Source organism: Rhodococcus sp. RCBS9 (assembly GCF_029457415.1).
Classification (GTDB): Bacteria; Actinomycetota; Actinomycetes; order Mycobacteriales; family Mycobacteriaceae; genus Rhodococcus_F; species Rhodococcus_F qingshengii.
This window is the reverse complement of record NZ_CP120422.1, coordinates 5,158,807-5,171,976: the sequence shown is the minus strand read 5'-3', so window position 1 is coordinate 5,171,976 and position 13,170 is coordinate 5,158,807. Positions and strand designations below refer to the sequence as shown.

Here is a 13,170-nt window from a genome sequence, read left to right as displayed (position 1 = left end):
CCGTCTACTGATCGGTGTCGACGACATCAACACGGATACCGCGGCCACCGATGCCGGAGACCAAGGTCCGCAGAGCGGTCGCAGTGCGACCACCCCGACCGATGACCTTGCCGAGATCGTCTGGGTGCACGTGCACCTCGACGGTCCGTCCCCGACGTCCGGTGATCAGCTCGACGCGCACATCGTCGGGATTGGCGACGATGCCGCGCACGAGATGCTCTACCGCATCAGCGACGACGGCACTCACTTGTCAGCAGCCTCGGCGTCTGCAGCGGGAGCCTCGGCGTCAGCCGCGGTGTCTTCTGCCTTGGCCTCGTCAGCCTTTGCAGCCTTCTTCTTCTTGGGGGTGATTGCTTCTGCAACCGGCTCGTTCTCGGCCTGCGCGAGCGCAGCCTGGAAGAGCTCGAGCTTGGTGGGCTTGGCTTCCTTGACGCGCAGGGTGCCTTCGGTGCCCGGCAGGCCCTTGAACTTCTGCCAGTCACCGGTGATCTTGAGGAGTGCCTCGACGGGCTCGGTGGGCTGTGCGCCCACGGACAGCCAGTACTGAGCGCGCTCGGAATCGATGTCGATCAGCGAGGGCTCTTCCTTGGGGTGGTACTTGCCGATGGTCTCGATCGCACGGCCGTCACGACGGGTGCGCGAGTCGGCGATGACAACGCGGTACTGAGCGTTGCGGATCTTGCCGAGGCGGGTGAGCTTGATTTTGACAGCCACAGCTGCAGTTCTCCTTCAGCGCGCACAACAGTGCTGCGCATGTCACGTGCAATTCAGCGACCCACACGATTTGTGAGCCCGGTTTTGCCTCTATCCTGTGACCGTCGCAGCGGTACGTAACCGGTTGCGACGAACAATGGTCCATTGTGCCAGATGGGTGGGCTCGTTCGGAAACCACCCTGTGCGCGCTTCGAGAGTGCGGGGACTCCCTAACCACTCACGGGGGTTCCGCGGAGGATCACACGCATCGGCTTCGCGAGCACATCGGGGTTTCCGCGCGGATCTTCAGAGTAAACCACCAGGTCGGCGGGCGCTCCTTCTGCGATCCCCTGCGCACCCAACCAACTCCGTGCGTCCCAGCAGGCTGCGCCCAGCGCCTGATGCGCCGTCAAACCGGCAACTTCGAGTTCGGCGATCTCGTCGGCGATCCGCCCGTGCCTGATCGATCCGCCGGCATCCGTTCCGGCATAGATCGGAATCCCGGCCTCGTGAGCGGCACCGATCGTCCGATGTCGACGAGCGTGCAGATCCCGCATGTGCGCCGCGTAGATCGGATACCGCGTGGCGGAGTCCGCGATCTCGGGGAAAGTTGCGATGTTGATCAGCGTCGGAACCAAGGCCGTGCCGTGAGCGACCATCAACTCGATGGTCGCGTCCGTCAATCCGGTGCCGTGCTCGATGCAGTCGATGCCGGCATTGATCAGGCCGGGCAGAGCATCCTCGGCAAAGACGTGAGCGGTGACCCTTGCGCCTTCGGCATGGGCGGCAGCGATGGCCTCGACCAGAGTCTCGTCGCTCCACAACGGGGCGAGGTCACCGATGGAACGATCGATCCAGTCCCCGACGAGCTTGACCCAACCGTCACCGGCGCGTGCCTGACGCACCACCTCGGCCGGCAACTGAGATTCGTCGTCCAGGTCGACCGGCAGGCCCGGGATGTACCGCTTCGGTGCGGCGATGTGCTGACCTGCGCGAATGATCCGCGGCAGATCGAGGCGCTCGTCGATGAACCTGGTGTCGACCGGCGATCCGGCGTCACGAAGCAACAGCACGCCCGCGTCACGTTCGGTCTTCGCCTGCCCCAGCAAGCCGTCGACGGTTTCGCCCCCGCCACCGCCGTAGCGGATACCGACGTGACAGTGCGCATCCACGAGACCCGGTGTGATCCAACCCGATTCGACGATCGTCTCCGCACCGGACACCGGCTCGAAGGAAATCAGCCCGTCGACGATCCACAATTCGATCGGCTCGGCATCGGGCAGACCGATACCCCGCAGATGAAGCGCAGCCACCGACTACTTCTTGGGCAGCTTGAGCTGAGAGAGATCGATGCCTTCCAGTCCGGGCGGCAATTGATCGAGACCCTTGGGCATGTTCGACAGGTCGGGCATGCCAGCCGGCATTCCGCCGGGCATACCCGGGAATCCGCCCATGCCGGGGAATCCTCCGCGCATCTTGGGCTGCGTCGGGCCCTTGCCGCCCTTCTTGCCCTTCTTGCCCTTCTTGCTGCGAACCTGCTTACGCGCGCCGGGCATACCCATACGGCCGGCCATGGCAGCCATCATCTTGCGGGCTTCGAAGAAACGGTCCACCAACTGGTTGACGTCGGAAACCTTGACGCCCGAACCGTTCGCGATGCGCAGTCTGCGTGAGGCGTTGATGATCTTCGGATCGTCGCGCTCGGCCGGCGTCATACCGCGGATGATGGCCTGAATGCGATCGAGTTGCTTCTCGTCGACGTTGGCAAGCGCGTCCTTCATGCCGCCGGCACCCGGCAGCATACCGAGGAGGTTGCCGATCGGGCCCATCTTGCGGACGGCCATCATCTGATCGAGGAAGTCTTCGAGGGTGAGCTGACCGGAACCGATCTTCGCTGCGGTGGCTTCGGCCTGATCGGCGTCGAAAACCTGCTCGGCCTGCTCGATGAGGCTCAGGACGTCGCCCATGCCGAGGATCCGGCTGGCCATGCGATCGGGATGGAAGACGTCGAAGTCTTCGAGCTTCTCGCCGGTGGAGGCGAAGAGGATCGGCTGGCCGGTGACCTCGCGGACGCTCAGCGCGGCACCACCGCGGGCGTCGCCGTCGAGCTTGGTGAGGACGACACCGGTGATGCCGACTCCCTCACGGAAAGCGTCGGCCGTGCTGACCGCGTCCTGACCGATCATGGCGTCGAGGACGAAGATGGTCTCGTCCGGGTTGACGGCGTCACGGATACCGGCGGCCTGCGCCATCAGCTCCGAGTCGATACCGAGGCGACCGGCGGTGTCGACGATCACGACGTCGTAATGCTTGTTGCGTGCTTCTTCGACGCCGGCGCGGGCGACCTCGACGGGGTCGGCTGCGGAAACGCCCAGTGCGTTCTCGCCGCCGCCGATGGAGGTGCCGGGGTGCGGCGCGAAGACTGCGGCGCCTGCACGCTCACCGACGATCTGAAGCTGAGTGACGGCGCCGGGACGCTGAAGGTCACAGGCGACGAGGAGGGGCGTGTGCCCCTGATCCTTGAGCCACTTGGCCAACTTTCCGGCCAGCGTGGTCTTACCGGAACCCTGCAGACCGGCCAACATGATGACCGTCGGCGGAGTCTTGGCGAACTGCAGTCGACGAGTTTCGCCGCCGAGAACCTCGACCAGTTCTTCGTTGACGATCTTGACGACCTGCTGAGCCGGGTTCAGTGCACCCGAGACCTCGGCGCCCTTGGCACGTTCCTTGATCTTGGCGATGAAGCTACGCACTACGGGAAGCGCTACGTCGGCCTCGAGCAGGGCAAGGCGGATCTCGCGGGCCGTAGCGTCGATGTCGGCGCCGGACAGACGACCCTTGCCACGCAGATCCTTGAGAGATCCGGTCAATCTGTCGGAAAGGGATTCGAACACCGAGTGCGCTCCTGAAGGTCGTGCGAGTTAGCCGTGGATATTCTCGGGCACCAGCCTAGCCGCTACGCCCGCACCGATCCCAGCCGATGCGGGCGTAACTGCCGAAACCGGTCCGTCAATCCTCTTTCTTCTTGGGTTGTGGCACCGGAACCACCGCCAGCACCGCCTCCTCGACGCGCTCTCGCGCCGCGCGGGTATCGGCCTCACCGAAGTCGAGGCAGAACGCGTCGACCACCGAGGAACCCAAGGTGGCGACCTTCGCCCACCGGATGTCGGCTCCACTGTGTTCGAGTGCTGCGGCCAGTCGGCAGAGCAGGCCGACGCGGTCCTCGGTACGCAATTCGAGGATCGCCTGACCGTCACCGGGCGCGTCGAACCAGATGACCCGCGGTGGCGCCTGCGCATAGAGCACCGGAACCGCGGAATCCTTGTTGGTCTGGATCGGGTCGTCCCACTGCTCTGCCCGTGCCTCCTCGTCCTTCGCGTCGAGAAGTTCGAGCAAATTCAGTTCACCGGCCGAAGCCCGGATCAATTCCTGCCGGAGCAGCACCGCCTGCGGGGGTGTGCCGAACCTCGGCGTCACGACAAACGAGTTGACCGCCGAACCTGCATGCGACCCCAGCGATGCGGAATGCACCCGCAACGACTGCAGCGCCAGAACTCCGGCAGCCCGAGACAGCAGCCCGGGAGCGTCGGGCGCGATGACGGTCACGACGTAGGTGTGCGCATTCTCGGCCGGAACGAGCGAGACGTGAACCCCGCCCTCCTCGGCGATGGCCAATTGCTCGGGAGCGAGTGGATCGGGTTGCGGGAGCTCCTCCCCTGCCATCAGCAAACGACAACGACGCACCAGCTCGCCGATCAACGACGACTTCCAGTCGCCCCAGACACCAGGCCCGGTGGCCAGCGAATCCGCTTCCGCCAACGAATGCAGGAGATCGAGAAGGGTCCCGTCTCCCTCGAGTGCGTCGACCACTCGCTGCACCGTTGCCGGATCGTCGAGGTCGCGACGGGTGGCGGTTTCCGGCAACAGCAAGTGGTAGCGCACCATCGCCGTCAACGTCGCGACGTCGGAAGGCCAGAGTCCCAAGCGATTTCCGATCGCGGTGGCCAATTCGGCACCGACGACGCTGTGGTCTCCCCCTCGCCCCTTCCCGATGTCGTGGATCAACGCACCGAGCATGAGCAGATCCGGCCGAGCGACGCGAGTGGTGAATCCGCTTGCATACGCGGCGGTTTCGACCAGGTGCCGATCCACCGTCCACGTGTGGACGGCGTCGCGCGGCGGAAGATCGCGAATGGTCCCCCACTCCGGCAGGAGTCGACCCCAGAGCCCGGTCCGGTCCATCGCCTCGATCACCGGAACCGCACGCGATCCCGAACCCAGCACGACCAAGAGATCGTTGACTGCATTTTTCGGCCACGGCTCACGCAATTCGGGGGCATTGTCTGCCAAGCGATTGAGCGTCGACGCGGAGATCGGCATGCCGTTGGTGGCCGCCGCTGCCGCGACCCGCATCACCAGACCGGGATCCTTCTTCGGTCTCGCATCGCGCGCCAGAACAACTTCGCCGGCATGCTCGACGACGCCCTCGTCCAGTGGCCGCCGCACCGGCGCGCGACGCAGCCGCGACAAACCACGCCGGGGCAAGGAGTTTCCGGCGGTACGGATACCGACGTCGACCGAATAGCTGATGGTGCGCGCCGATTCGCTGAGAAGGCGGGCCAGATCGAATCGATCACCGATCCGTAGCGCCGCACCGATCTCGTCGGCGTCCTGTGCTCGCAGTTGGTCGCGGGCGCGACCGGCAACGCGGTGAAGTTCGGTGCGCACGTCGAGCAACCGCCTGTGCGCAAGTGCCAGACCGCCGCCGGGCGAGTTGGGTCCCAGCCCCGGCATCCCGTCGGTCAATTGCGCGATGGACAGGGCGTTGAGCAGTTGGACGTCTCGCAGCCCGCCACGACCGCTCTTGAGATCCGGTTCGGCGCGATGGGCGATCTCGCCGCTGCGCTCCCACCTCGTACGGGTCTGGGTGATCAATTCGTCGAATCGGCTGCGGATGTCCATGCGCCACTGTCGTCGCACACCACTGATCAACAAGTTGCTCAGCTCCACGTCGCCCGCAATGTGGCGTGCTTCGAGCATTCCGAGTGCTGCCGTCATGTCGGTGGCCGCAACCTGAAGCGCCTGCGGAAGCGTCCGCACGCTGTGGTCGAGTTTGATGTGCGCGTCCCACAACGGGTACCACAGGCTGTCCGCAACCTGGGCCACGACTGCTGGGTCCATGTCGTCGTGCAGCAGAATCAGATCGAGATCGGAATACGGCAACAGTTCGCGTCGGCCGAGACCACCCACGGCGACGATGGCAAACCCACAATCCGGTTTGATGCCCAGTTCGGTCCCCTTGGTGGTCAACCAGAATTCGTGCAGATCGACCAGTGCATGTCGCAGCGCGGGGGCGTCGAGCCTCCTGTTCTTGACGCCTCCGGTGAGTAGGGCCTTGCGTGCGCGGGCCAGGTCCGCAGCTTCGTCGGATCCCCCTGACGAGACCGGCCCTGGCCCCGTCGCTTTCGCGACGGAACCAGGGCCGAAGTTCTCGGACCCTTTCGGGTCAGAGTGCATCGCCACCGCGTTCCCCGGTGCGAACCCGGATGACCGACTCGACTGGCGAGACCCACACCTTGCCGTCACCGATCTTGCCGGTTCGAGCGGCCTCGACGATCACCTCGACCACCTTGTCCACGGCCGCGTCGTCGACGACGACCTCGACCCGGACCTTGGGTACGAAGTCCACGGAATACTCCGCACCTCGGTACACCTCGGTGTGGCCCTTCTGTCGGCCGTAGCCCTGAACTTCGCTGACTGTCATACCCAGCACTCCGGCCTGCTCGAGTCCGGTCTTGACGTCCTCGAGCGTGAACGGCTTGACGATTGCTGTGATCAGCTTCATGTGCTCATCCCTTTCCAAACTCTGAAGTGCCTGAATTCACTTTAATCACGTGCTGATCACGCGAGGTCGTATGCGGTCTCTGCGTGTTCGGTCTCATCGATGCCGCGTGCCTCGTCCTCGGCCGAGATTCGCCAGCCCAGGGGCTTGAGCGCGAAGCCGATGATCGTCGTCAGAACGCCGGTGAAGACGAGGGCTGCGAGTGCGATCACGATCTGAACCACCAGTTGCTTGTAGTCGCCGCCGTAGAAGAGGCCGGTTGCGGTGCCGAAGAATCCGATACCGATCGTGCCCCACAGGCCGGAGACAAGGTGAACACCGACGACGTCGAGCGAGTCGTCGAAGCCGAAGCGGAACTTCAGGCCGACTGCGAGAGCGGACAGGATGCCGGCTATTGCGCCGAGGAAGATGGAACCGACCGGGTTGAGCGCACCGGCAGCAGGGGTGATGGCGACCAGACCGGCGACCGCACCGGACGCTGCGCCGAGGCTGGTGGCGTGGCCGTCACGAATACGCTCGGTAGCGAGCCAGGCCAGGACTGCGGCACACGTCGCGGTGGTCGTGTTGACCCAGGCGAGACCGGCGTTACCGTCGGCGGCGAATGCCGAGCCGGCGTTGAAGCCGAACCAACCGAACCAGAGGAGTGCGGCGCCGAGCATCACGAAGGGCAGGTTGTGCGGACGGAAGGCGGTCTTGCCGAAGCCGAGACGCTTGCCGACGATGAGTGCGAGGACCAGACCGGCCATACCCGCGTTGATGTGAACGACTGTGCCACCGGCGAAGTCGATCGGAGCGACGTTGGCGACGGTGACTCCGTCGTCGTTGACCGTGGTGCCGAAGAGCTTTGCCGCGATGCCGTCCTCGGAGCCCGAGAGGAGTCCGCCGCCCCACACCATGTGTGCGAGCGGGAAGTAGACGACGGTGACCCAGATACCCGAGAACAGGAGCCAGGTGCCGAACTTGACCCGCTCGGCCAGGGCACCACTGATGAGGGCGGTGGTGATGATCGCGAATGTCACCTGGAACGCGATGTCGATGACGTTGGGGTAGCCCCAGGCGCCGGCGATGAAGTTGCCGTCAGCATCGGTGATGCTGTTCTTGAGGCCGAAGAACTCGAACGGGTTGGCAAAAATGCCCCCGATGTTCTCGGTGCCGTAGGACATCGACCATCCCCACAGAACGTAGATGACGCCGATGACGGCCATGGCCCCGAAGGACATCATCATCATGTTCAGGACGGACTTGGACCGAGACATCCCGCCGTAGAAGAAAGCGAGGCCGGGTGTCATCAGCAAGACCAGAGATGCAGCCATCAGCATCCATGCGGCGTTACCGGAGTTCGCCAACAAATCGTCGGTACTCACTTACTACCTCCTAGTCGCACGTGCCGGGCAGCACGTCGTTAAGGAGAAGAGTGCTGGGCTGGTGTTTCGTCCATGGCGCTGTCGCGTTTCGCAGACGTGAACCAATTGCCCAACTTTGTTGCAAACAGGTTTCGCCAGGGAGTTCTACCGTCCCTGTGCGCCTTTTTGGTAGTTCGAACTACCAAAAAGGCGCACGGGGGCGTCAGCCCAGGAGGGCGTCGACGAACGCACCCGGCTCGAAGGGCGCCAGGTCGTCGGCACCTTCACCGAGACCGACCAACTTCACCGGCACACCCAGTTCATGCTGAACCTGGAAGACGATTCCGCCCTTGGCGGTTCCGTCCAGCTTGGTCAGTACGACGCCGGTGATGTCCACGACCTCCGCGAACACTCGAGCCTGCGCCAGTCCGTTCTGGCCGACCGTCGCATCGAGAACCAGCAGAACGTCGTCGACCGAGGCCTTCTTCTCGATAACCCGCTTGACCTTGCCGAGCTCGTCCATCAGACCGGTCTTGGTGTGCAGACGGCCGGCGGTGTCGATCAGGACCACGTCGACGCCGTCCGCGATGCCCCGTGAGACCGCGTCGAAGGCAATCGCAGCGGGATCGCCACCCTCCTTGCCACGAACAACTTCAGCGCCGACACGCTCGGCCCACGTCTGGAGCTGATCGGCGGCGGCGGCGCGGAACGTGTCCGCGGCACCGAGCACGACGCGACGACCGTCGGCGACGAGCACGCGAGCCAGCTTGCCGGTGGTCGTTGTCTTGCCGGTCCCGTTGACGCCGACGACGAGCAGAACAGCCGGGTGATCATCGTGCGGCAATGCGCGGATGGAGCGGTCCAGTTCGGGACGCAGTTCGGCGATCAACACCTCGCGCAGAAGGGCGCGGGCGGCAGCCTCGGTCCGGACGCTGCGGGCCGCCATCTGCTCACGAAGCTTCGTGACGACTTTTTCCGTGGTCGCGGAGCCGAGGTCTGCGATGAGGAGGGTGTCCTCGACTTCTTCCCACGAGTCCTCGTCCAGATCGCCGCCACCGAGCAGACCCAGCAAGCTCTTGCCGACTGCTGACTGCGAGCGGGAAAGGCGCCCGCGCAGTCGGTCCAACCGACCCTCGGTCGGGTCGATCTCGTCCAGCACGCGCGGTGCAGGCTCGACTGGCGCGGGAACGACGACAGGTTCGGGAACGACAGGTTCTTCGACAACAGGTTCTGCTACCGCTGGTTCTTCTACGACCGGCTTTTCGATTACCGGCTCTTCGACAACCGGTTCCTCGACAACAGCGGGTTCTTCGACAACCGGCTCCTCGACAACGGCCGGCTTCTCCGCAACCGGTTCTTCGACGATCGGTTTTTCGACGACAGGTTCTTCGACGACGGGCGGCATCTCGGCGACCGGCGGCGTCGGAACCACCGGAGGTGGCGCCGTTGCCGTCGACCCCTGACTGAAGTTGAACCCGCCACCGGCCTTGTAGCCGCCTGACTTGTCCTTCTCGGGGGCGCCGAGCTCCGGCTTCGTCTCGGGCGCCTTCAGCGATACCTGCCCCTTGCGGTAGCGCAGGAATCCGGCAACGAGAACGACGAGTAGTACGGCCGCTACAGCCGCGATGATGATCCAAGCCTGGGTAGTCACCGGCCCATTGTTTCAGGCTCCGACCCGGAAAGTGAGCAGGGCTTACGTCGAGGCCATGTCTTGACCGCGAAGTCGCTGCGAAATCACGGTGGTGATGCCGTCGCCGCGCATGCTGACGCCGTACAACGCATCGGCGATTTCCATCGTCGGTTTCTGGTGAGTGATCACGATCAACTGCGACTTCTCCCGCAATTGTTCGAAGAGTCCGATCAGCCGCCGCAGGTTGGTGTCGTCCAACGCCGCCTCGACTTCGTCCATCACGTAGAACGGGGACGGGCGTGCCCGGAAGATCGCGACCAGCATGGCCACCGCGGTCAACGACTTCTCGCCGCCCGACAGCAACGACAACCGTTTGACCTTCTTACCGGGCGGACGCGCCTCGACTTCGATGCCGGTGGTGAGCATGTCCGAGGGATCGGTGAGGACCAGCCGCCCTTCTCCCCCGGGAAACAATTTCTCGAACACTCCCACGAACTCACGCTCGACGTCGGCATAGGCCTCGGTGAACACCTGCAGAATTCGTGCGTCGACGTCTGCGACCACAGCAAGAAGGTCCTTGCGTGCGGTCTTGACGTCCTCGAGCTGAGTGGAGAGGAAGGTGTACCGCTCCTCGAGAGCTGCGAATTCCTCGAGCGCCAGCGGATTGACCTTGCCGAGGGTGGCGAGGTCCTTCTCGGCCCGCTTGGCGCGCCGTTCCTGAGTCGCGCGGTCGTACGGAAGCGGAGCGGGGGCGGTGACCTGCTCCCCACGCTCCTTGGCCTGCTCGTACTCCTCGATTTCGAGAGCGGTCGGCGGCAGTTCGACCTCGGGCCCGTACTCGGCGATCAGATCGTCGAGGCCGATACCGTACTGATCGAGGATCGACTCCTCGAGTTGTTCGATGCGCAGCGCTGCCTGTGCCTTCGCTACCTCGTCGCGGTGGACGGCGTCGGTGAGCGAAGCGAGTTGTCCGGTCAGTGCTCGGACTGTCTCGCGGACCTGATCCAGCTTGGCCGTGCACTCGGTGCGGGCCCGAGCCAACTCGTCACGGTGAGCAAGAGCCGCGGCGACGACGGTCTCGAGTTCGGCCGCCACACGCTGTCCCGATTCGGCCACGGCAGCTGCGACCTCCGCAGCGTGCGCCCTGGCGCGCAGAGCCCGTTCGGCGCGGATCCGCGCTTCTCGTTCGGCGGCCGCGGCGCGGCGAAGCGAATCAGCCTTTCCGCGTACGGATTCCGCACGCTCTTCGGCGGTGCGCACGGCAAGGCGAGCATCCATTTCGACGATGCGCACTTCGGCGAGCGCTGCTGCGGCCATTTCGCGATCGGCAGCGGTCGATTCCGCACCGTGTCCCGGTGCACTGCCGTCGGTTTCGGCGACGCGCAGACGTTCCTCCAGATCCGCGAGCTTTGTCAGCGACTCACCGCGGCCCTCCTCGGCACGCACTCGCTGGGCGGTCAACCGCTCGGATTCCGCGTGGGCGACTCGTGCTGCCTGCCCCAATCTGCCCAACTGCTCGTAGATGGCGGACATGGCAGCGTCCGACTCGTTGAGCGCGGCCAAAGTTTGCTCCGCGGTCTCGCGTCGAGCGGCCTGTTCGGCCAGAGCGCCGGACAGCGCCGCGTCGAGTTCCTCGGATCGGCTCTCCGTTGCCGCCAGTTCCGCTGCTGACGCGTCGATCGCCGCCTGCACCTCGAGCGTGCTCGGTTGCCGATCCGAGCCACCGATCATCCACCCCGAACCGTGCAGATCGCCGGAACGCGTCACTGCGCGAATTCCCTTGTGGTCAGCAACAACTCGAATCGCGTCATCGAGAGTCTCGACCAGGACGACGCCATCGAGGATGGCGGTCAATCCGGCACGCAACTCGTCAGGGCAGTCGATGACGTCGACGGCCGGACGACTACCCGGCGCGATCTCGGCCTCGCGCTTGATCGCCGGTTCACCGCTCACGATCAGTGATGCACGTCCACCGTCCTGATCGGCCAGTGCTGTGACAGCGGAACGAGCAGAGTCCAGCGACTGCGCCACGACGGCGTCCGCCGCCGGCCCCATCGCGGCAGCGATCGCGGCCTCGTAGCCGGGTTCGACGTGAATCAATCCGACCAGCGAGGTGATGCCGTCGTCGCCGCGGTGTTCGAGCAGCCAGCCGCCACCGTCCTTGCGCTGCAAACCCATCGACAGTGCCTCGATGCGCGCCCGGAGCGAAGCGATGCGTTGCCCGCTCGTTTTTTCTTCCTCACGAAGCTCTTCGACGCGCGCGTCGATCATCTCGAGAGCCTCGATGGCGCGTTCGTGATTGGTATCGAGGCCGACTTCACCGGCGTCGAGGTCCCCGATGCTTTCTTGCACCGTGTCGAACTCGGCCTGTGCGGCATCGCCACGCAGACGAGCCTCGTCGATCGCCTCGGTCAGCCGAGACACTTCCGCGTCGACGGATTCGACGCGGGTACGCAGAGTGTCGACCTGACCGGAGAGTCGAGCAAGACCTTCACGGCGGTCGGCGACGGCACGAACTTCCGCCATGTGCGCCCGTTCCGCTTCTGCTGCAGCATCTTCGGTGGCTGCGAGCTGGTCCCGAGCAGCTTCCGAGGCCGCTCGCGCGATTTCGACGCCTTCGAGGAGTTCGGCCTCCTCGGCAGCAAGACGTTCGGCGCGCGCCTCCATCTCGTCCGGGTCCTGGCCGCGGTTGCCGACGGGTTCGGAGTCGAGATGACGCGCACGCTCGCGGGCGATGCGCACAGTGGCGTTCACGCGTTCGGCAAGCGCGGAAAGCTGGAACCAACTCTGCGCAGCGGCTTCCGATCCCGGAGTCAGACGAGCGAGAGCTTGCTCCTGGCGCCCGAGTTCGAGGTTGGCCTCGTCGAGCGCAGCCGCCACCTGGTTGTGCTGTTCACGGGCCGCTTTCTCGTCCTGTGCCTGGTCGTTCAACTGGTTTCGACGGGTCACCAGATCGTCAGCGGCCAGACGCATCTTTGCATCACGCAGGTCAGCCTGGACCGTCTGTGCTCGCCGAGCAACCTCGGCTTGGCGTCCCAGCGGTTTGAGTTGCCGACGCAGTTCCGCGGTGAGGTCACTGAGGCGAGCGAGATTGGCCTGCATGGAATCGAGTTTGCGCACCGCTTTTTCCTTGCGGCGGCGATGTTTGAGGACTCCCGCGGCTTCTTCGATGAAGGCGCGTCGATCTTCGGGACGGGATTCGAGGATCGCGGCGAGCCGTCCCTGCCCGACGATGACATGCATTTCGCGGCCGATGCCGGAGTCGCTGAGCAGTTCCTGGACGTCCATCAGACGGCAGGACGAGCCGTTGATCTCGTACTCCCCCGCGCCGTCGCGGAACATGCGGCGCGTGATCGACACCTCGGAGTACTCGATCGGGAGCGCCCCGTCGGCGTTGTCGATGGTCAAGGTCACCTCGGCGCGGCCCAGCGGCGCGCGGCCGGAGGTGCCGGCAAAGATGACATCTTCCATCTTGCCGCCGCGCAGGGCCTTGGCGCCCTGCTCGCCCATCACCCAGGTCAACGCATCGACGACGTTGGATTTACCCGAGCCGTTCGGGCCGACCACACAGGTAATTCCCGGCTCGAACCGAAGAGTCGTTGCCGACGCAAAGGATTTGAATCCCTTGAGTGTCAGACTCTTGAGGTGCATGGGGGGAAACT

Annotated in this window: 9 protein-coding genes; all 9 read right to left on the bottom strand. The window is 64.8% G+C overall.

Translation table 11 applies throughout. The features are described from left to right. Positions 1 to 4: 4 nt before the first annotated feature. Positions 5 to 247: an RNA-binding protein gene (locus P0M12_RS24240; RefSeq protein ID WP_003939023.1), complete on the bottom strand. Its 243-nt coding sequence runs from the start codon at positions 245 to 247 to the stop codon at positions 5 to 7. Further along, entirely contained in the window at positions 244 to 714 is a 471-nt protein-coding gene (rpsP, locus tag P0M12_RS24235) for a 30S ribosomal protein S16 (RefSeq protein WP_003942818.1), read from the bottom strand. Before rpsP ends, P0M12_RS24240 begins: the two co-directional genes overlap by 4 nt. Positions 715 to 923: 209 nt before the next feature. After that, on the bottom strand, positions 924 to 2,006 hold the full coding sequence (locus tag P0M12_RS24230) for an amidohydrolase family protein (protein ID WP_030535431.1): 1,083 nt from the start codon (positions 2,004 to 2,006) through the stop codon (positions 924 to 926). 3 nt (positions 2,007 to 2,009) lie between these two features. Further along, on the bottom strand, positions 2,010 to 3,587 hold the full coding sequence (ffh, locus tag P0M12_RS24225; RefSeq protein WP_003942713.1) for a signal recognition particle protein: 1,578 nt from the start codon (positions 3,585 to 3,587) through the stop codon (positions 2,010 to 2,012). 115 nt (positions 3,588 to 3,702) lie between these two features. Beyond that, positions 3,703 to 6,210: a [protein-PII] uridylyltransferase gene (locus P0M12_RS24220; protein WP_003942689.1), complete on the bottom strand. Its 2,508-nt coding sequence runs from the start codon at positions 6,208 to 6,210 to the stop codon at positions 3,703 to 3,705. Further along, positions 6,200 to 6,538, bottom strand: coding sequence for a P-II family nitrogen regulator (locus P0M12_RS24215; protein WP_003942772.1), 339 nt, complete (start codon positions 6,536 to 6,538; stop codon positions 6,200 to 6,202). Before P0M12_RS24215 ends, P0M12_RS24220 begins: the two co-directional genes overlap by 11 nt. A gap of 56 nt (positions 6,539 to 6,594) precedes the next feature. Then, on the bottom strand, positions 6,595 to 7,854 hold the full coding sequence (locus tag P0M12_RS24210) for an ammonium transporter (RefSeq protein ID WP_051720804.1): 1,260 nt from the start codon (positions 7,852 to 7,854) through the stop codon (positions 6,595 to 6,597). Between the two features lie 247 nt (positions 7,855 to 8,101). Continuing rightward, positions 8,102 to 9,529: a signal recognition particle-docking protein FtsY gene (gene ftsY / locus P0M12_RS24205; RefSeq protein WP_030535428.1), complete on the bottom strand. Its 1,428-nt coding sequence runs from the start codon at positions 9,527 to 9,529 to the stop codon at positions 8,102 to 8,104. A gap of 42 nt (positions 9,530 to 9,571) precedes the next feature. Beyond that, positions 9,572 to 13,159, bottom strand: coding sequence for a chromosome segregation protein SMC (smc, locus tag P0M12_RS24200; protein WP_030535427.1), 3,588 nt, complete (start codon positions 13,157 to 13,159; stop codon positions 9,572 to 9,574). Between the last annotated feature and the right edge of the window lie 11 nt (positions 13,160 to 13,170).